Raw genomic sequence first — 20,803 nt, 5'->3', positions numbered from 1 at the left:
CTGCGCTTCCCGCCGCAACGGTCCGCACCATGATCACGCTTTACGACTACCTGCCTTCGCGCAACGCCTGGAAGATCCGCCAGCTGCTGGCCCACCTGCAGCGGCCCTACCGCAGCCGGATCGTCAGCATCTTCGAGGGCGAGGGCCGGCGCGAGGAGTACCGCCGCATCAACCCCACCGGCGCGGTGCCGGCGATCGAACTGGACGACGGCCGCACGCTGGCCGAGTCCAACGCGATTCTCGACTACCTGGCGCAGGGCACGGCCTATCTGCCGGCCGATGCCTACGGCCAGGCCAAGGTGCGGCAGTGGCTGTCGTTCGAGCAGCAGTACGTGGAGATGACCATCGGTTCGCTGCGCTACTGGACCCTGACCGGCAAGCTGCCGCAGCGCAATCCGGCACTGGTGGAAGCCAAGCGTAACGGCGCGCTGAAGTCGCTGGCGATCCTGGAGCGCGAGTTCGGCCTGCGCCCGTTCGCGGCCGGCGAGGACTACGGCATCGCCGACATCGCGCTGTACGCCTATGCCGGCCGCGCCGAGGACGCGGGTCTGGACTTGGCGCCGTATCCGCAGTTCCGCGCCTGGATCGCGCGCGTGCAGTCGCAGCCTGGGCACCTGGGCGAGGTCCACCTGTACGACATCGATCCGCATTCGTGGAAGGAGTTGTGAGGTGACGGTCGCGGCTCATGACCGTAGGAAATCCCGTGGGACGCCGCTCCCGCAGAGAGCGGCGGTGTCGCGGTCGTGATGCTTTCGGCTGGCGTTGCTGTCGCGGTGGTTCGTATTGGCGCGGTCGCGGCTTGCGCCGCTCCTACCCCGAGCCAGCGTGGCTACGGCCGCCCCCTGTAGGAGCGGCGCGAGCCGCGACCGTGATGTTTCCCGTCGCGCTGTTATCGCGATGCGCGCGTCAACCCTTGGGCTGATGCAAATAATCCAACGTCACCTGCAACAGCGCGCGCACACCCAGATCCAGCGACGACTCGTCCAGCTTGAACTGCGGCGAGTGGTTGCTGGGCGCGGTCACCGGGTCCACGCCCTTTTCGGTCGCGCCGACGAAGAAGAACATCGACGGCACTTCCTTGGCGTAGTACGAGAAATCCTCCGCGCCCATCTGCAGCGAAGGCTCGATCACGTTGTCGCGCCCGGCCACGGCCTGCAGGCTGGGCAGCATGCGCGCGGTCAGCGCCGGGTCGTTGTAGGTGACCGGATTGCCTTCGCTGTCGGGCACGTTGGCCACCGCGGTGGCGCCGTGCGCGGCGCTGACGTGTTCGCTCACGTTCTTCAGGTCGGCGAAGATGCGCTGGCGCATGGCCTCGTCGAAGGTGCGGATGGTGCCGACCATTTCCACTTCGTCGGGAATGATGTTGTAGCGGATGCCGCCGTGGATCGCGCCGAAGCTGACCACCGCCGGCAGCTTGGCGATGTCGGTGCGGCGGCTGACGATGGTCTGCGCGCTGCCGATCACCTCGGCCGCGGCCACCACCGGGTCCACGCCGCCCCAGGGCCGCGAGCCGTGGGTCTGGCGGCCCTTGATCTTGATGCTGAAGCGGTCCGAGGCGGCCATCAGCGGGCCTTGGCGCACCGCGATCTGGCCCGCCTGCACGGTGGAGAACACATGCAGGCCGAACATGGCCTCGGGCTTGAAGTCCTTGAACAGCCCTTCCTTGAGCATCAGCGAGGCGCCGCCTTCCTCGTTGCCCGGCGCGCCTTCCTCGGAGGGCTGGAACACCAGCATCACCTGGCCCGGCAGCTGGTCCTTCATCGCCACCAATGCATCGGCCACGCCGAGCAGGATGCCGGTGTGGGCGTCGTGGCCGCAGGCGTGCATCACGCCGGTGGTCTGGCCGTTGAAGGTGGTGGTGACCTTGGAGGCGAACGGCAGGTCGACCTGCTCGGTCACCGGCAGCGCGTCCATGTCGGCGCGCAGGGCGATGCGAGGGCCGGGCTTGCCGCCCTCGATGATCGCGACCACGCCGTGGCGGGCGATGCCGGTGCGCGGCTTCAGCCCCAGCGCGCGCAGGTGCTCGGCGACCTTGGCGGCGGTGCGCTCCTCGCGGTTGGACAGCTCCGGGTGCTGGTGGAAGTCGCGGCGCCAGGCCACCACCTTGTCCTTGACCTTCGCCGCCGCGGCCTGCACCTCGGGGCGTTGCGCGTCCTGCGCCGCGGCGGCCAGGGGCAGGGCGAACAGGGCGCAGCTCAGGGCGACGGACAGCGGACGCTTCATCGACGGACTCCGGCAGGAAAGCCCCGATGCTAGCCCAAGCCCGCGGCCGAGGGCTGTCCACTTTGGTCGATTCGCCAAGCGGCGGCCTCAGCGCTTTGGGGTAGGAGCGGCGTAAGCCGCGACCGTGATGTCTCGGCTACCGGCTTTGGCGCGGCCGCTCGCGTTGCCGCGATCGCGGTTCACGCCGCTCCCACAGACGGCAGTAATGGTTCGGCCGCTACCTGTAGGAGCGGCGCAAGCCGCGACCGTGATGTCTCGACCACCGGCGTTGGCGCGGCCGCTCGCATTGCCGCGATCGCGGCTCACGCCGCTCCCACAGACGGCAGCGGTGGTTCGGCCGCTACCTGTAGGAGCGGCGCAAGCCGCGACCGTGATGTCTCGACTACCGGCGTTGGCGCGGCCGCTCGCACTGCCGCGATCGCGGCTCGCGCCGCTCCTACCCCGGGACGGCGACAGATTCAGGGCGAGGGCTGCCCCAGGTAATCCAGCGTCAGCTGCAGCATCGCCCGCGTGCCCACGTCCAGCGCGCCTTCGTCGAGCAGGAACTGCGGCGAATGGTTGATCGGCGCCTGGGCCGGGTCGGTGCCGGCGGCGGTGGAGCCGACGAAGAAGTACACGCCCGGCACCGCGTTGGCGAACTGGGAGAAATCCTCGGCCACGGTCACCATCGGCATTTCCACCACGCGCTCGGCGCCGACCGCGCGCTGCAGCGAAGGCAGCACGCGCCGGGTCAGGGCCGGGTCGTTGATGGTGGCCGGGGCGTTGTTGACCACGTCGAGCTTTGCGGTGGCGCCGCTGGCGTGGGCCAGGTCCTCGGCGGTGCGGCGCAGGCGCGCGATCACGTCCTCGCGCACCTTGGCGTCGAAGGTGCGCAGGGTGCCGACCAGCTTGGCTTCGTCCGGGATGATGTTGAAGCGCACGCCGGCGTTGAACTGGCCGGCGGTCAGCACCACCGGCGTGGCGGCGATGTTGACCTGGCGCGCGATCAGGCTCTGCGAGGCCAGCAGGATCTGCGCACCCACGGTGATCGGGTCCACGCCGTCCCAGGGCCGCGAGCCGTGGGTTTGCTGGCCGCGCACGGTCAGGCTCCATTCGTCGGCGCTGGCCAGCGAGGGGCCGGCGCGCACGCCGATGCTGCCCACCGGCAGGCCGGCCCACACGTGCAGGCCGAACACCGCCTCGGGCTTGAAGTCGCGGAACACGCCTTGCTCCAGCATCAAGGCCGCGCCGAAGGGCTCGCCGGGATTGGGCGGGCCTTCTTCGGAAGGCTGGAACACGAACATCACCTCGCCGGCCAGGTCGGCCTGCTGCGCCGCCAGCGCGGTGGCCACGCCCAGCAGGATCGCCACGTGCGCGTCGTGGCCGCAGGCGTGCATCACGCCCACCGGCTGGCCGCGGTAAGTGCTGGTGACCTTGGACGCGAACGGCAGGTTCGTCTGCTCGGTGACCGGCAGTGCGTCCATGTCGGCGCGCAGGGCGATGCGCGGGCCTGGCTTGCCGCCCTTGAGCACCGCGACCACGCCGGTGTGCGCGATGCCGGTCTTGGGTTGCAGGCCGATGCGGCGCAGCTGGTCGGCGATCAGCTTGGCCGTGCGCACTTCGTTGTTGCCCAGTTCCGGATGCTGGTGCAGGTCGCGGCGCCAGGCCACGACCTCGGCCTGCACGGCGCGGGCGCCGCGGTCGACGGCGGCGGGCGTTTGCGCAGCGGCGGAAGTGGCCGCGAGCAGGGCGCTGGCGAGCAGGAGGCGGGTAGGGCGCATGCGGGCGGGAGCCGAAAGGACGAACGCCGATGCTAGCTCGGCCGCAACCCCAGCGGTGTTGCGCCGGCGGGTCGTAGCGTTGCTGTGGGGTAGGAGCGGCGTGAGCCGCGACCGCGGCAATGCGAACCACCGCGACAATGACGTCAGGTGCGACATCACGGTCGCGGCTTACGCCGCTCCTACCCCAAAGCGGAACGTTGGGCGGCTTGGGTTGCGGGAGCGACGTGAGTCGCGAGGGCGCCAGTGCTGGGAAGCCCATCGCGGCTTACGCCGCTCCCCCCGGCCGTCAGCCGCCGACTAGCGCCATGCCCGCCTGCGAATAGCGATCGCCCGCGGCCGCGCCGGGCGCGAAGGCGGCGTCCAGCGCGGCCAGGTCTTGCGCGTCCAGCACGACGTCCAGCGCGCCGAGGTTGTCGTCGAGATACTTGCGGCGCTTGGTGCCGGGGATCGGCACGATGTGTTCGCCCTGCGCCAGCACCCAGGCCAGCGCCAGCTGCGCCGGCGTGCAGCCCTTGTCGGCGGCGCGCGCCTTCACGAAGTCGGCCAGGGCCAGGTTGTTTTGCAGGTTGTCGCCCTGGAAGCGCGGCGTCTGCAGGCGGAAGTCGGCGCTGTCCAGGTCGCTGGCGGCGGTGATGGCGCCGGTGAGGAAGCCGCGGCCCAGCGGGCTGTAGGGCACGAAGCCGATGCCCAAGCGCGCGCAGGTCGCCAGCGTGCCGTTGTGCTCGGGCTCGCGCGTCCACAGCGAGTACTCGCTCTGCAGCGCCGTGATCGGGTGCGCCGCATGCGCGCGCTCCAGGGTGGCCGCCGAGGCCTCCGACAGGCCCAGGTAGCGCACCTTGCCCTGTGCGACCAGTTCGGCCATCGCGCCCACCGTTTCCTCGATCGGCACGGCCGGATCGATGCGGTGCTGGTAGTACAGATCGACATGGTCGGTGCCCAGGCGCTGCAGGCTGCCTTCGACGCTGGCGCGCACGTACTCGGGGCGGCCGTTCACGCCGCGCAGTTCCGGGCGCTGCGGATCGAACACGATGCCGAACTTGGTCGCCAGGAACACCTGGTCGCGGCGCCCGCGCAGCGCCTTGCCCAGCAACTGTTCGTTGGTGTGCGGGCCGTACATGTCGGCGGTGTCCAGGAAGGTCACGCCCCGATCCAGCGCGCGCTGCAAGGTGGCGATGGATTCGGATTCGTCGGCCGCGCCGTAGGCGAAGCTCATGCCCATGCAGCCCAGGCCGAGCGCGGATACCACAGGGCCCTGCGGGCCGAGAGTGCGGGTGTTCATCGGTGTCTCCTTGGGGGAAGGATCGAAAGGGGAGCTAGCAACGGCGCGTCACTGCGCGACGTAGCCGCCGTCCATCACCAGGCCCTGGCCGCTGAAGAAGCTGGCGTGGTCGGAGGCCAGGAACAACGCGGCGCCCGCCACTTCCTCGGCGGTGCCGCTGCGGCCAGCCACGGTCGCATTGGCGAAGGCCTGCTTGCTGGCTTCGTCGCCCCAGACGCGATCCTGGAACGGCGTGTCGATGATGCCCGGCAGCACCGCGTTGATGCGGATGCCGCGCGGGAAGTACTCCAGCGCCGCGGTCTTGGTCAGGCCCATCACCGCATGCTTGCTGGCCACGTACACCGCCGCGGACTGGAAGCCGATCAGCGCGCCCATCGAGGCGTTGTTGACGATCGCGCCGCCGCCGGTCTTCAGCATGGCCGCGATCTGGTGCTGCATGGCCCAGAACACGCTGCGCACGTTGGTGTTCATCACCAGGTCGTAGTTGGCGTCGTCCTGCTCCAGGAACGGCGAGAAGCGGCCGTCGGTGCCGGCGTTGTTGAAGGCCACGTCCAGGCGGCCGTAGTCGGCCACCGCGGTGTCGACCAGGCGGCGGAGGTCGTCCTGGCGGGTGACGTCGGCTTGCAGGAAACGGGCGCGGCCGCCTTCGGCGCGGATGGCGGCGGCCACGGCCTCGCCTTCGGCGGCGCGGCGGGCGGCGGCCAGGACGATGGCGCCCTCGCGGGCGAAGGCGCGGGCGCTGGCCGCGCCGATGCCGGAGGACGCGCCGGTGACCAGGACGATCTTGTCGCGCAGGCCGAAGCCGGAAAGGGGGAGGTTCATGGGGTGGCTCCGTTAGGGGTGTGGGGACCGACGGAGGCCACTCTAGGGCTGGCCGACTTGGCGAAAAATCGGGATTATCCGAACGTGTCTTGAAGGAACGCTTCACAATGGCCGCGCACCCGCTCCCCGCCGTGATCGCCTTCGCCCGCGTCGCCCACCTGGGCAGCTTCACCCGCGCCGCGGCCGAACTGGAGGTGTCGACCTCGGCCCTGTCGCAGACCGTGCGCGGCCTGGAGGAGCGCCTGGGCGTGCGCCTGCTCAACCGCACCACCCGCCGGGTCGGCCTGACCGAGCACGGCGCGCGCTTCCTGGCCCAGGTCGGACCGGGCCTGGCCCAGATCGACGCCGCCTTCGACGACCTGGACGCGGTGCGCGAACGGCCCACCGGGCGGCTGCGCATCAATGCCGGCCGCATCGCCATACGCAGCCTGATCGAGCCGCGTTTGCCGGAGTTCCTGGCACGATACCCGGATGTGCAGGTGGAGCTGTTCGCCGACGACACCCTCGCCGACCTGGTCGCGGGCGGCTTCGATGCCGGCATCCGCCTGGGCGAATGCCTGGCCCGCGACATGGTCGCCCGGCCCATCGGCGGCCCGCAGCGCACCATCGTGGTCGGCTCGCCGGACTACTACGCCCGCCGCGGCACCCCGCGCGTGCCCGAGGACCTCATCCACCACGACTGCATCCGCCAGCGCCTGCCCGGCAGCGGCCGCATGCAGCCCTGGGAGTTCACCCGCGACGGCCGCGATTTCGAGGTGGACGTGGGCGGGCGGCTGATCTTCAACGACAGCAGCCTGGCGCGCGCCCCGCTGCTGGCCGGCCTGGGCCTGGGCCAGCTGTTTCCGGTCCTGGTCGCCGACCACCTCGCCGCCGGCCGCCTGGTGCAGGTGCTGGACCGCTACACGCCGCCCTTCCCCGGCTTCCACATTTACTACACCGCACGCCGCCAGCTGGCACCCAAGCTGCGCGCCTTCGTCGACTTCATGTGCCAGGACGAATGATCCAAAGCGCGAACTCTGTGCCGCTGGCCTGAGTGAAACCCCGGATTTATGTGCGCAACCTGCGCAGCTAGGGTGGCGGCGTCCCCCGGGGCCTGCGCAGCGGCGGGGTAAGTCGCGATCCGCGCCGTCACGCATCGCGCCGTGGCGATACGTGTCGAACGCGGATCGCGGCTTACTCCGCCGCTGCCGGCCACCTTCTCGCTTTCGTCCCCGTGCCGTGCGAGGCTGCCGCGCAGCCTTCCAGGGGATGCCGCCCATGCGCACCGCCGATCCGCCCGCCGCCGCACCGCTGCAGGGCGACGCCGCCCTGGTGCGCGCGCTGGGACCGTTCCAGCTGGGCGCCTCGATCATCAACATCATCGTCGGCGCCGGCATCTTCATGCTGCCGGCGCTGCTGTCCTCGCGCCTGGGCACGGCCGCGCCGCTGGCCTTCATCGCCGGCGCGATCGCCATCGTTCCGATCGCGATGTGCTTCTCCGCGGTGGGCAGCCGCGCCGCCGCCACCGGCGGGCCCTACACCTATGTGGGCGCAGCCTACGGACCGTTCGCCGGCTTCATCGCCGGCGCGCTGATGTGGATCTGCAACACCGCTTCCAGCGCCGGCGTGGCCGCGGCGCTGGCCACGCAGGTCGCGCAAGCCTGGCCCGCGTTCGCGCAACCGCAGCCGCGCGCGCTGCTGATCCTGGGTGCCTACGCCGCGCTGTTCGCGCTCAACGCCTTCGGCGTGCGCCTGGGCGCGCGCATGATCGTGCTGCTGGCGACCTTGAAGCTCGCGCCGCTGTTCCTGCTGGCCACGCTGGGCCTGTTGTTCGTCGACTGGCAGCACCTGGGCTGGGGCGGCATCGGCTCATGGAGCGCGATGGGCAGCGCGATGGTGCTGGTGGTGTTCGCCTACTCCGGCATGGAAACCGCGCTGGTGCCCACCGGCGAAGTGCGCGACCCCGCGCGCCACGTGCCGCGCGCGACGCTGTCGGCCATCGGCCTGGTCGTGCTGCTCTACATCGGCCTGCAGGTGGTCTGCCAAGGCACGCTGGGCGCCGCGCTGCCGGCCAGCGGCGCGCCCATCGCCGACGCCGCCGGCAGCCTGTGGACGCCGGGCCGCGGCTTGCTGCTGATCACCGCCTGCGTGTCGATGACCGGCTTTCTGATGGGCAACCTGTTCGCCTCCTCGCGCCTGCTGTTCGCGCTGGGCCGCGACGGCTACCTGCCGCACGCCTACGGCCGCGTCGACGCCAAACACCGCGTGCCGCGCCTGGCCCTGCTCACTCACGCCGGCGTCGCCGCCGCGCTGGCCCTGGGCGGCAGCTTCGAATCGCTGGCGCTGATTTCCGGCGGCGCGATCTGCCTGGTCTTCGCCGCCGTCTCCATCGCGGCCTGGCGCGCGCAGCGCATCGACCTGCGCGAACGCGGCGAACCTTTCGTGCTGCCCGGTGGCCCGGTGATCCCCGCCGTCGCCGTACTCACCATGGCCGCCATCCTGGCCACGATGAGCGCGCGTGAGTGGAGCGCGATCGGAGTGTCGTTGGCGGGGTTGGTGTTGGTGTATTTGGGGTTGCGGGCTTGGCGGGGAAGCGTGCGCTGAGGAGACGCTGCGTGGTGCGTATCACGCTTTTTCATCTCGCGCCTGGCGTTGCGCTTGATTGCAATTGGCGGTTGGCGCAACCGTCATAAAACGTGCCGCGTGCTGTCTTGAACGGTGAGACGGGCTTCCCGGATGATAGGTGCACAAATCCAACACGCATCAAGGGACGGTCGTATGAGCACGCTGGGGAAGAACGCGATCCAATGGCTGATGCTGCTCGTACTGCTGGCCTTGCCCCGTGTATCTCTGGCGGCCGATCAGTACTGCGCCGCCCGCTATATGCCCGGACAACAATCCGAATGCTTCAAGACATTGGGCGAAGCTGAAGCCTATATCCGCACCGAGCCTTCGCCAGCCGTGGGCAATGCGCAATTGGTTCGGGTCAGCGAGCAGCAACTCACTGAAGGCACGTTGCTGCTGCAGTACAACCTGCCAGACACGGCGGCCACCTTCATCGGGGACTACTACGCCACCAGCGTTCAAGGGCACACGCGTGACTGTCCGAGCGTGCCAGCCGATCCCAACCACCGAGGGTGTGAGGATGAGGTCCAACTCCAGCAGGATATCCTTAACAATTACCCCTACGCCGGTTCGCCCTGGAGCGGCTCGTTCTTTGGAAGTTATGTACTGACCGAGCCCAGCGGATGGGGCGCTTGGATCTCATCGGACCGTTACGCCTTCGTCAATCGCAATCCGAGCCGGCCTGAAATGCGGGGATTTCGAGCGACATTGACAACCAATGGCGTTACCGAAGATAGCAGCGTTAATAGGACCGACTGGTTCGAATGCCCGCAGTTCTACGTGGCTCAGACCGCGTTCAGCGGCGATGTTCCGGTATGGTCCAAGGTCTGCCGCAGCTATGCGCAAGGGCAGATCGTCGTCTATCGCGCGGCGCAATGCAGCAAATGCCCGAAGGACGGCAACCCGCTGGTCGCCGCCACCGGCAATAAGGAGTACAACGAGGAAGATTTCTCGTGGGAAGGCATTGCCTTCCGCCGCTCCTATAACTCGAGCAGCGACTTGTCCTTGCATTCGGGCATGGGCAACAACTGGGCGCATTCTTTCTCCGATCGCCTGAATATGGTCAGCGGAGAGCCGGAAAGCTGGCGCCAGAGCGACGGCTACTACGAGCTTCTGGTCAAGATCGACGCGTCCAATTTCGTTTCGCGGACCTCGACGTCGACGGCCGTGTTCCGCGAGCCCGATCCGGTGGCCTACGCGCGTTGGCGCGTCACCACCGGCCCCGGCCAGGTGCGCTGGTTCGACGAAGCCGGCCGTATGAAGTACAGCCGCAACGGCGACCGTGTGTTCTCTTACGAGTACTGCGAAGCTGCGGCCGTCGCCTTGGGGCAGTGTCTTAAAGAGGGCTTACTGCTGAAGGTACATAGCCCGTCGGGTCGCAGCTTGAGTTTCGCCTACACCGCCACGCCCACGGGTGGCGCAGAAGGTGCGCCGCCGCGCATCACCGCCATCAGCGCCGACGGCGTGGCTATGGCGGCCTACACCTACGACAGCCTGGGCCGGGTGAAGTACGCCAGTCATGGCGCACCGTCGGCCATGGACAGCCGCGAGTATCTGTACGCGGAGACGACCAAGCTCTGCCGTGACGCGGCTGGCGCTGCCATCTCCGGATGCGATCCGCAGTTCTTTTCCAACTACCTCACCGGTGTGTTGGATGAGTACGGCGTTCGTTACGCCACCTATACCTACGACGACCGCGGCCGCGCCACGCTCAGCGAGCATGCCGGCGGCACCGGCCGCGTAACGGTGGAGTATCAGGCCGACGGCAAATCCAAGGTCACGCTGCCGCAGGGCGCTACCAAGACCTATTCCTACCTGTCGCACAACACAGGCAAAGCGCCGAGCCACATGACGCTGGCCAGTACCGATGGCTCGTTGGGCTACACCACGCACGCGAACTACTCGGGAGACCGGCTCAATTGGTCCATTGACCAGCAGGGCTCACGGACCACCTACGTCTACACCAACTGGCGCCAGACCAGCCGCACCGAAGGCATGGACTTCTGGGGCACGGTCATAGCGACCACGCGCACCATCCAGACCGACTGGAACGCACCCTGGGCCGCGCCCAGCGAGCGCCGCACCTACAACAACGCCAACGTCCTGGTCGGCAAGTCCACCTGGACCTACAACACCCGCGGCCAGCCGCTGACGGCCACGTCGATCGACCCGGCCACTCCCACTAACACCCGCAGCAGCACCACGACCTACTGCGAACAGGCCGACATCACCGCCGGCACCTGCCCGCTGCTGGGTCTGGTCACCGCGGTCAACGGCCCACGCACCGACCTCAACGACACCACGACCTACACCTACTACGCCAGCGACGACGCCAGCTGCACCAGCGCCCCGGCCACCTGCCCGCACCGCAAGGGCGACCTGTGGAAGGTCACCAATGCACTGGGCCAGGTGGTGGAGACCCTGGCCTACGACGGCGCCGGCCGCCCGCGCTCGGTCAAGGACGCCAACGGCGTGGTCACCGACCTGGAGTACCACCCGCGCGGCTGGCTGGCCGCCAGCAAGGTCCGCGGCCCCAACGCCGGCAGCGAAACCGACGACGCCATCACCCGCTACACCTACACGCCCACCGGCCTGGTCAGCCAGATCACCCAGCCCGACGGCGCCTATACCGTGTTCGGCTACGACGCCGCGCACCGGCTGACCAGCATCACCGACAACGCCGGCAACCAGATCGTCTACACCCTGGACAACGCCGGCAGCCGGACCCGGGAAGACACCAAAGACAGCGGCGGCGCTCTCAAGCGCACCCTGTCGCGGGTCTACAACCAGCTGGGCCAGCTCAAGACCGGCAAGGACGCCTACAACCACGCCACCGGCTACGTCTACGACGCCGCCGGCAACCTGGACACGACCACCGACGCCCAGGGCACGGTCACCGACAACGCCTACGACCCGCTGGGCCGCCTGACCCAGACCCTGCAGGACACCGCCGGGATCAACGCCAACACCCAGTTCCAGTACGACGCTCTGGACCGCCTGACCAAGGTCACCGATCCCAAGGGCCTGCACACCCAGTACCAGTACAACGGCCTGGGCGACCTGACCCAGCTGACCAGCCCGGACACCGGCGTCACCACCTACAGCTACGACGCCGCCGGCAACCGCACCGGCCAGACCGACGCGCGCGCCGTGGCCAGCGGCTACCAGTACGACGCGCTCAACCGCCTGACCGCGGTGACCTACCCCACGGCCAGCCTCAACGTGGCCTACAGCTACGACACCGCCCAGGCCAGCTGCACCACGGGAGAGACCTACACCCAGGGTCGTCTGACCCGGATGAGCGACGCCAGCGGCCAGACCGACTACTGCTACGACCGCTTCGGGAATCTGGTCCGCAAGACCACCGCCTTCGCCACCGGCACCACCCTGGCCACGCGCTACAGCTACGCCCTGGGCGGCGCCCTGACCGGGATCGTCTACCCCGACGGCACGGCGGTGGACTACCAGCGCGACGCCCAGGGCCGCATCAGCGAAGTGGGCTACACCCCCGTGGGGGGCAGCCGCCAGCGCCTGGTCCACAACGTGCAGTACGCCGCTTTCGGCCCGGTCACCGCCTGGACCTACGACAACGGCCGGGTGCTGCAGCGCCTGTACGACCAGAACTACGCCCCCACTCGGGTAGCCGACACGTCGGGCAGCGGCCTGTATGTGGACTTCACCCTGGACAACGTCAGCCGCATCAGCGAACTGCGCAACCGCTCCAACGCGCTGGACGCCCGCTACCGCTACGACGCCCTGAGCCGCCTGGACCAGCTGCAGGACGGCCCCAGCGGCACGCCGATCGAGACCTACACCTACGACGCCACCGGCAACCGCACCGGCAAGACCACGTCGGCCGGCACGGCGGCCTACACCTACCCGAGCACCAGCCACCGCCTGAGCACGGTGGGCGGGGTGGTACGCACCTACAGCGATAACGGCAACACCACGTCCGTGGGCGGCACCGCGCTGCAGCTGAGCTACGACGACAGCAACCGCCTGGTGCAGACCCAGGTCAACAACGCGGTCGTCATGAACTACGCCTACAACGGCCGTGGCGAGCAGGTGCGCCGTTACCTGGGCGCCAACAGCAAGCTGAGCGTGTACGACGAGGCCGGGCAATGGCTGGGCGAGTACGACGGCGCCACGCCGCTACAGCAGGTAATCTGGCTGGATAACTACCCTGTCGGTCTATTGGTCGGCAGCGGTGCCGCGCAGAAACTGCATTACATCCAGCCCGACCACCTGGGCACGCCGCGCGAGGTGATCGACCCGCAGCGCAACGTGAGCGTGTGGAAGTGGCAGCTCAAGGGCGAGGCGTTCGGCGCGAGTCCGCCGGAGCAGGACCCGGACCTGGACGGGACGAGCTTCGTATTCGATCTGCGCTATCCGGGGCAGCGGTATGACGCGGCCAGTGGGCTGAACTACAACTACTTCCGAGATTATGAGGCGGCTGTCGGTCGCTACAGCACCAGTGATCCGATAGGGCTTAACGGCGGCCTAAATACATACTTATATAGCGATGCAAATCCTTTTCTTATATTCGATCAGTATGGACTTCTTGGTCAGATGGTAGCTCAAGGTGTATGTGAGCTAATAACCGGAACGGGAGGATACTGGCATAAAAGGAAGGAAGATCATTTCAAGAAATGGAGTAGCGAGCGCAGGCAAAACGTGGCGAATGAGTGCACGCGAATTTACTGGGCCTGCCAGTCACCCAATGCGGGCCCATCCTGTGTTCCAGATGCAGTTAGAGCTTGCGAGGCAATGACACGAGCAGTGGATTGCGAGTTGGAGGAAGAGAAGAAGACTTTGAATTTGGTTGATCCTGTGCCGTGGTGGGACATCGTTGGTCAGCTTTGCAATTTGGGAATCGTTGGAACGAAAGCTCCTAGAGGTCCAGTGCCATGACGCGCTTATCGATGATCGCTCTTTGCTTGGTCTTATGTGCTTGCGCTAACGACAACGCACTTCCGACGGAATGTCAGCGGCTATCAGCTATGCTGGACGAGCAGAGAGTCGAAATTCAAAGAATGCAGCTTTCCGCGAAGGCGGGAAATGTGGATCTAACTGCGCGCATCGCATCTATGGACCAACGGTATTCAAAACTCATTGACCGTTGCGTGCCCTATGCAATAAGCGCTGGATCGAAGTGCCGAGAGTTTCATGAGGCTGGAGCTCTACGCGACGCAGCCCGGGTCTTGCACGCCTTAAGGGAGATGACAGCTGGCGAGCATGCTCCAAGTCCGGTGATCGTCAATGCCATGCTTAACAGTGCACACGAAACACTTTCCAAGCCCAACAAAGGTGCTTCGTGTTTCGTGCACGGTAGAGGGGTGTGAGGGAGGCAAACTAGAGGGGCAAGAACTTAGGACACCCATTGTCTTTCGGTGCCCTCGAAAAAAGGGGGCAGGTTCATTTACCCCCAATCGATATCGACGAACGGCAGAATGAACTAGGACACCCATAATTTTCCCCAGAAAAGGGGTCAGGTTCATTTACCCGATAGCATCGGTGTCAAGGAGGGCGAACTAGGACGAGTGAGGGCGAACTAGGACACCCATGTTCTCCGAGGGGCGCAGAGAAGCGAACTAGGAGACCCATTGTCTTCCGGTGCCTCATGCGCGTGTTGAAGAGTTGCTATTCAAGGCGCAAGGGTTGCTTCCCGGCGATCAGCCGGAAGTAACGTCGCGCACGCGCCATCCTCCCTTGCGGGCTTCAAAGCGTTCGGCATGTTTCACCTCTCGTACGTCAGCGCCTTGGCCAACCCCAGTCCCTTGAGCCAGCGCTGCCCCAGGTTCGCCGCTCGCTCCACCAGATCCTCGACGTCTCCGACGACGCGCCAGTAGCCCGAGCCGATCGCCTTCACTCTCACCGCCCAGCGCCCAGAGTGCGGCTCGATTCGCCTCAACACCGCAGGTGCACACGGGGTCGATGCCCCACGCTTGTCCGGCCGGACCTGCCGCGCCGTCCATTCCACTAAGGCGAGGTACTCGCCCAGCTGTATCGGCAGGCAGGCCGCAATGGAACCGGCCATGGGGCGCAGCGGTTGGGAGGGAGTCGTCGTATCCGGGCTCTCCAGACGCGCTTTGATGCTGGTGTGTTTGCATGCATCGAGGCGATCGGCTAACCCAGCGCGAACCGGGTTGAGGTCGACATAGGCCATGGCGGCCAACACAGACCGTTCGTTGCACAGCACCTGGGCCTTGAATCTGAGAAAAAGGGGTCAGGTTCATTTGGCCCTCATAACTTCTGGTGAAGGCGCGCTTTCTTAGCGGCGCGCACGAGCTAGGAGCTGTGCCATCGAGGACAGGATCGCGAATGCGCTGCGATAAGGCAGCGACCACTGCGCTCCGGATAACGATTTCGTCAAGCCGATTCCTATCTGTTACCGGCCTTCGTATCCGCGGCGTCTCCTTTCACCACCGGCAACACATCCTCCACCAAACTCACCAACGTCCTCCCCGGCTCCTCCATCGGCGACAGATGCGCCGAATGCTCGAACCAAATGCCGCGCTTCACCGGGGCTTTCACCGCGGTTATCCAGCGCGCGGTCGGCGCCGAGGGCGTGGTCTGGTCGTAGCGGCCCATGTGCATGAACACCGGGAACGGGACGTTGCGCACGGGGGTGAAGTCGACCCGGCTCCATTCCTGCAGGATCCGGCCCAGGGTGAGCTGATTGCCTTGGTCGATCGCGGCGCGGTCGGCGGCGGTGTATTCGGGCGATAGCTTGGGGGCGTCGTAGTAGTAGTCGGACTGCGTGCGGTAGGCGGTCAGGCCGCTGTACAGCTGGGCCCAGTTGCGTTCGCGGATGATGCGTTCGCGGGTCAGCGGCTCGGGGCCGGGGTAGGGCGCCAACGCCTGCAGGTCGCGGATGGCTTCCTGGTTGTTGTGTTCGCGCGCCATGCGCAACGCGTATTCGTAGCTCAGTCGCTCGTTCTCGGGCACGCTGATGACCTGGCCGATGCCGACGTAGGCGTGGATCAGGTCGGGGCGCTTAAGGGCGGCCTTGAGGGCGACGATGCTGCCCCAGCTGTGGCCCACCAGCACCACCTTGCGCTTGCCGTAGCGTTTGCCCAGCAGCTCGATCAGGTCGATGGTGTCGTCGACGTAGCGGTCGATGCGGATGGTCGGTGCGACCTGGTCGGGCGGGTTGGCCAGGTAGGTCTTGCCGGCGCCGCGCTGGTCCCAGTTGACCACGGTGTAGTAGTCCTCCCAGGGGCGCTGGAAGGTCCAGGCCACGGGCATGGACGGCGAGGCGGGGCCGCCGTGCACGAACAGCAGCAGCGGGTGGGCGCGGTCTTTGCCGCGCACCGAGACCCATTGGTCGATGCCGCCGATGGGCGCCTTGAAGGTTTCCTGCACGCCGTTGGGTGTGACGATGCGCTGGAGGTCGGCGACGATGGCGCGGGCGTCGCTGTAGGGGTCTTTGGGTGCGTTCTTGGCGGCGTCTTGGTCGGGATCGGCGGCGTAAGCGGTGCAGGGCAAGGCCAGTGCCAGCAGCCAGGACGCGATCCATTTCGGTGCGGTTGGGTATCCCATCGTGTCTCCTGGCGGGTTAGCGCTGCTGGCGTGGGGGCGCAGTATCAGGGATACGGTGGGAGGCGTAGCGGTTGCGTGTGTGCGATACGCGGCGTTCCGTGATCGTGGTCGCGTCGATGTGTGGAGAATGCTTCGGCGCTGAGGGTTCGGCTTCGTGCGCGGCAATCGTGGCTCACGCGGCTTCCACAGAAGGCGGGGTTTCGATTCCGACGGTAGGAGCTGCGTAAGCTGCGACCGCGAAAACTCGCTCGGCGGCGCTGCCGCGGTGTAGCGCGGTGGCGTGGTCGCGGCTTACGCCGCTCCTACCCCAAAGCGAGACGCTTGGGGGTGGAGCGGTGCGCGGTGGGTCGTGGTGGCGTGGTCGCGGCTTGCGCCGCTCCTACCCCAAAGCGCGTTGCGAGTCGCGATGGGGCGTTGCGGGCGCAGGCCATGTCGCGGTGGATCGCGTTGGCGCGGTCGCGGCTTGCGCCGCTCCTAGAGGGGGCGGTCGGGGCGACGTTGGGGAAGGTCAGCTTTCGCAGCTCTCGCGCAGGGACAGGGCTTTGGCGATATCGCGCCAGTCGAATGCGGCTACGCCCATGTCGTCGTGCACGGCGTAGAACACGCCGCGGGGGAAGCGCTTCGTCGCGCCCTGCTGCAGCCAGACACCGTCGGTGTTGCCTACGGTGCCGCCAGCGAAGGCGCCCAGGTGGGCCAGGGTGTTGCGGTCGAAGACGTGGAACAGGCTGCGGTCCTTGAACTGGTCGGTGGCCAGCCAATAGCCGCTGCCGTCGGCGCAGGTCCACAGGGCGATGCCTTCGGCTTGGGCGCGGAACAGGCCCAGGCCGAGGGTGCGGCCGCGGTAGCGGCCTTGCAGGTCGTACTCGCGCAGGGCGGTGCCGGTCTTGAGGTCTTCCTCGGCGATCAGCAGGCGGTCGTGGGCCACGTCGCCCCACAGCGATTCGGGCACGCGGATGGCGCCGGCTTCGCTGGTATCGCCGAATGCGCCCAGCGAGCGCGCCTGCAAGCTGGCGCCTTCTAGCGTGATGGCATAGCGCTGGTAGCGTTGGTTCAACTCCGCCAGCGGCGGCGGGATCTCGTCGCCGTTGGCGTCCTCGCCGGCCATATAGGCATCGCTGACCAGCACTTCGACTTGCCGCTGGCCCATCTCGCGCACCCACAGGCCGTAGGGCTGCTTGAGCTCGGCGTTGCCGAACATGCCCACCGGGGTCAGGTCGGGCAGGCGCAGCACCTGCACGCGGCGGTTGTCGCGCTCGACCACGAACGCGTAGTCGCCGTGCACGGCGATGCCGTTGGGGCGCAGGAACTGGCCGGGCTTGGCGCCGGGGCTGCCGTAGCGGCGCAGTTCGGTGCCGCTGTCGCCGTCGTACACCATCAGCCGGCTGGTTTTCTTGGCCGTGGCCAGCAGCAGCACGCGGCCGTCGGGCGCGACCCAGGACGCAGGCGAGTCCACGTTCTCCTTGGGCGTGAGCGCGGTGACGAAGGCCTCGCGCACCACCGCGTGCGGCAGCTGCGCGGCGGTGAGCATGGGCTCGGCGCCGGTCTCGTCGGGCTCGCGCGCGGCGCGGTCGCTGGCGCAGGCGCTCAGCAGCAACAGGGACAGCAGCGGCGCGTGGCGTAGGCGCATACGGAGTCTCGACAGGGTGGTGCGGAGCGACGGTCCGCGGCGCGCGGAGCGTAAAGCGCGATCGTGACAGTTGCGAGAAACGCCAGGTGTCATCGTTCCGCCATGCAGCCTACGTAAATAGTCGCGCTTCCCCGAAGCGGACTTCCGTCATGAACCACACTCCCCTGGCCGCCGGCCTGGCGCGCGCGCTTGCCGGCGCGGCCCTGTTCGCCGCCACCGGCGCCGCGTTCGCGCAGGCGCCGATGACCGCCGCCGCCGCCGCGCCCGCAGCCGATGCGCGCGACCTGGACGCGGTGGTGGTGGAAGGCCAGATCGTCTACCGCAACCGCACCGACGCGCTGGCGCCGACGCTGTCCTACGACCTGGAGTACTTCCAGCGCTTCGAGCCGCTGACCGTGGGCGACATGCTCAAGCGCGTGCCCAGCGTGACCTTCGTGTCCGACGTGCTGGAGTACGACGGCGCGCGCCTGCGCGGCCTGGACCCGGGCTATACCCAGGTGCTGATCAACGGCAAGAAGGTGCCGGGCGCCGGCGACGACCGTTCGTTCTTCGTCGACCGCATTCCGGCCGAGCTGGTGGAGCGTATCGAGATCGTGCGCAGCCCTAGCGCCAACCGTTCCGGCGACGCGGTCGCCGGCGCGCTCAACATCGTGCTGCGCGATGCCTACGAGTTCGACGGCGGCTACCTGCGCGCCGGCGCGCTGCGGTTCGACGACGGCGAGGTCAAGGGCACGGTGGGCGGCGTGGCCAGCGGCGACTTCGGCGGCGGCCGCCTGCTTGGCGGCTTCAACGTGCAGGGGCGCTACAACCCCAAGCTCAAGCGCAGCGACCGTTTCGAGGAGCCGGACGGCGACTTCACCGACGCCGAGAACCAGACCGACACCCGCGACGGTACCGACTACTCGGCCAACCTGTCCTACACCCGCGAGATCGGCAGCGGCCAGCTGTCGCTGAGCGGTCTGTACGTGCGCACCGACCGCACCGAGCGCGAGCACTCGCTGGAGTACAACGATCCCACGCGCAACGACCGCGATCATCTGTTGTCGGACAACGACCAGGTCGTGGATATCGACCAGAAGAACCTGGCCCTGTCGGGCAGCTACCGTTTCGACATGCTCGGCGGCCGGACCACGGCGGATCTGGGCTATTCGCGCTTCGAGGACGTGCGCACCGACACCGAGGAAGAGACCGGCTACGACGACGACGACACGCCGCCGGCGTTCGACGAGCGTGAGGGCACGCGCATCCTCAGCGACCAGAAGGACGTGGAGCGCAGCCTGTCGCTGTCGCACCAGCGCCGCCTGGCCGGCGGCGCCAAGCTGGAGTTCGGCATCGACGCGCAGTCCAAGGACCGCGACACCCTGCGCCGCACCAGCGAGGTGGACACCGACGACGAAGGCGCGCCGTTGCCGCCCTACGCCGACTTCGAGCGCGCCGCCAGCCGCATCGAGGAACGTCGCCTGGATCCCTACCTGATGCTGTCCGGCCCAGGCGGCGGCGCGTTCGAGTGGGAGGCCGGCCTGCGTTACGAGACCACCGACGTGGACGTGCGCGAGGAGGACGAGCGCGCATCCAACGACTACGCGGTGCTGCTGCCCTCGGCGCACCTGCGCTGGAACCTGGGCGAGCGCGACCGCATCAGTCTGTCGCTGGCGCGCACCGTGCGCCGCCCCAGCTTCAACTACGTGCTGCCGCTGACCCTGGAAGAGGAGTACGGCGACAACGACTTCGCCGGCAACCCGAAGCTGGACCCGGAAACCGCCTGGGGCCTGGACCTGGGCTTCGAGCGCCGCCTGGGCGCGCACGGCATCGTCGGCGTCAATCTGTTCTACCGCGACGTCAAGGACCTGATCGAGGTCGTCAACACCGGCCGGCCCAGCGCCACCGCGCTGGACGACTACGAGGACGAGCTGGAGGAGTTCCTGGGCGATCACCCCGGCGCCACGCCGGCCACGCCGGGTTATCCGCAGCTGGATCCGAACAGCTTCGTCTATACGGCCGCCAACGTGGGCGACGGTTACGTCTACGGCATCGAGTTCGACGCCTCCACGCCGCTGACCGCGCTGGGCCTGCCGGACACCGGCGTGTTCGCGAACTATTCCTGGCTGGACAGCGAGGTCGAGGACGCGCTGGGCAAGCGCCGCTTCAACAACCAGTCGCGCTATGTCTACAACGTGGGCTTCATCCACGACGTGCGCGAGTACGGCTGGGCCTTCGGCGCCAGCTATCGTCGCCAGGGCGACGTGCGCTCGCGGGCGCTGGCCGAGGAAGTGCTGACGCGCTATGGCGCGGATCTGGAGGTGTTCGTGGAGAAGCGCTTCGGCGAGAGCTTCTCGATTCGCCTGACCGGGTCCAATCTGCTGGATGCGAAGAAGCGCGAGGACTTCCACAAGTTCGACACCCTGGGCGATCAGCTCGACCGCGATTACGACGAGTTCGAGCGCGAGAGCGAGCAGGCCGGGCCGGTGTATCAGCTGATCGCGCGTTACAAGTTCTGAGCCGCGTGGCGGCCTACGTCTGCATGGGGGCCGGGCGTGGCGACGTAGCGGTCGCCGCGCCCGGAGTTTGCGCGGCGATGGCGCGTCGCAGACGTCGGCGCGATCGCTTGCATGCGTGCGTGGCCGGTGTTGCGCGCCACCTGCGTTCTTCAATAACGGACCGCCCAGGATTGCGCGGTTCCATCGCTCCGCCAGGAAGATGGCTCGGCCTCAGGCCGACAGCGACTCTTGCGGCGCGCGAGGCCGGCACACGGACCGGCCTCGCGCGCCTGCGTGGAGCGCAGGCGGTGCGGCAGTGGCGGTGGAGCGGCGTAAGCCGTGATCGTGGAACCTAGCCTTTGGCGCTTGCGCGGTGGCGGGGTTGTAGCGGTCGCGGCTTACGCCGCTCCTACCCCAAAGCCAGCGACGTCGCTCCCACAGTAGCGCGCGGCTTCGATTCCGACTGTAG

General features: G+C 67.7%; 13 protein-coding genes. 5 read left to right on the top strand and 8 right to left on the bottom strand.

Going from position 1 to position 20,803, the window contains the following annotated elements; translation table 11 throughout:
- The first annotated feature begins 29 nt into the window (after positions 1-29).
- Positions 30-668: a glutathione S-transferase family protein gene (locus DX914_RS16065; protein WP_115860601.1), complete on the top strand. Its 639-nt coding sequence runs from the start codon at positions 30-32 to the stop codon at positions 666-668.
- A gap of 238 nt (positions 669-906) precedes the next feature.
- Here DX914_RS16065 and DX914_RS16060 read toward each other — a convergent pair whose 3' ends face one another.
- The 4 genes from DX914_RS16060 to DX914_RS16045 form a co-directional block, all read right to left on the bottom strand.
- Positions 907-2,223: a M20 family metallopeptidase gene (locus DX914_RS16060; RefSeq protein ID WP_115860599.1), complete on the bottom strand. Its 1,317-nt coding sequence runs from the start codon at positions 2,221-2,223 to the stop codon at positions 907-909.
- A 458-nt stretch (positions 2,224-2,681) separates the two neighbouring features.
- Positions 2,682-3,983, bottom strand: coding sequence for an amidohydrolase (locus tag DX914_RS16055; RefSeq protein WP_115860597.1), 1,302 nt, complete (start codon positions 3,981-3,983; stop codon positions 2,682-2,684).
- A gap of 286 nt (positions 3,984-4,269) precedes the next feature.
- Positions 4,270-5,262, bottom strand: coding sequence for an aldo/keto reductase (locus tag DX914_RS16050; protein WP_115860595.1), 993 nt, complete (start codon positions 5,260-5,262; stop codon positions 4,270-4,272).
- Positions 5,263-5,310: 48 nt separating this feature from the next.
- Positions 5,311-6,084 (bottom strand): SDR family NAD(P)-dependent oxidoreductase, encoded by a 774-nt coding sequence (locus DX914_RS16045; protein WP_115860593.1) that lies wholly within the window; start codon positions 6,082-6,084, stop codon positions 5,311-5,313.
- A gap of 107 nt (positions 6,085-6,191) precedes the next feature.
- Between DX914_RS16045 and DX914_RS16040 the strand changes: the two genes are divergently transcribed.
- Both DX914_RS16040 and DX914_RS16035 read left to right on the top strand, forming a co-directional pair.
- On the top strand, positions 6,192-7,085 hold the full coding sequence (locus DX914_RS16040) for a LysR family transcriptional regulator (RefSeq protein WP_115860591.1): 894 nt from the start codon (positions 6,192-6,194) through the stop codon (positions 7,083-7,085).
- 256 nt (positions 7,086-7,341) lie between these two features.
- Positions 7,342-8,667 (top strand): APC family permease, encoded by a 1,326-nt coding sequence (locus DX914_RS16035; RefSeq protein WP_158549362.1) that lies wholly within the window; start codon positions 7,342-7,344, stop codon positions 8,665-8,667.
- A 159-nt stretch (positions 8,668-8,826) separates the two neighbouring features.
- Here the strand turns inward: DX914_RS16035 and DX914_RS20285 are convergent, their stop codons facing one another.
- Entirely contained in the window at positions 8,827-9,150 is a 324-nt protein-coding gene (locus DX914_RS20285; RefSeq protein WP_158549360.1) for a hypothetical protein, read from the bottom strand.
- A gap of 318 nt (positions 9,151-9,468) precedes the next feature.
- On the opposite strand from DX914_RS20285, the gene DX914_RS16030 reads away from it, so the two are divergent.
- The gene (locus DX914_RS16030) at positions 9,469-13,599 is read left to right on the top strand and encodes an RHS repeat-associated core domain-containing protein (RefSeq protein WP_231118303.1); all 4,131 of its coding nucleotides are present in this window, start codon (positions 9,469-9,471) and stop codon (positions 13,597-13,599) included.
- Between the two features lie 826 nt (positions 13,600-14,425).
- Here DX914_RS16030 and DX914_RS16025 read toward each other — a convergent pair.
- The 3 genes from DX914_RS16025 to DX914_RS16015 form a co-directional block, all read right to left on the bottom strand.
- Entirely contained in the window at positions 14,426-14,854 is a 429-nt protein-coding gene (locus DX914_RS16025; RefSeq protein WP_147300703.1) for a hypothetical protein, read from the bottom strand.
- Positions 14,855-15,069: 215 nt separating this feature from the next.
- Positions 15,070-16,230, bottom strand: coding sequence for an alpha/beta fold hydrolase (locus DX914_RS16020; RefSeq protein WP_115860585.1), 1,161 nt, complete (start codon positions 16,228-16,230; stop codon positions 15,070-15,072).
- A 508-nt stretch (positions 16,231-16,738) separates the two neighbouring features.
- On the bottom strand, positions 16,739-17,857 hold the full coding sequence (locus DX914_RS16015; protein ID WP_115860583.1) for an NHL repeat-containing protein: 1,119 nt from the start codon (positions 17,855-17,857) through the stop codon (positions 16,739-16,741).
- A 149-nt stretch (positions 17,858-18,006) separates the two neighbouring features.
- On the opposite strand from DX914_RS16015, the gene DX914_RS16010 reads away from it, so the two are divergent.
- The gene (locus DX914_RS16010) at positions 18,007-20,355 is read left to right on the top strand and encodes a TonB-dependent receptor plug domain-containing protein (RefSeq protein WP_115860581.1); all 2,349 of its coding nucleotides are present in this window, start codon (positions 18,007-18,009) and stop codon (positions 20,353-20,355) included.
- The last annotated feature ends 448 nt before the right edge of the window (positions 20,356-20,803 follow it).

This window comes from Lysobacter silvisoli, assembly GCF_003382365.1.
GTDB lineage: Bacteria > Pseudomonadota > Gammaproteobacteria > Xanthomonadales > Xanthomonadaceae > Lysobacter > Lysobacter silvisoli.
The sequence above is the reverse complement of the archived record's forward strand: the minus strand, read 5'-3'. Positions and strand labels throughout refer to the sequence as shown.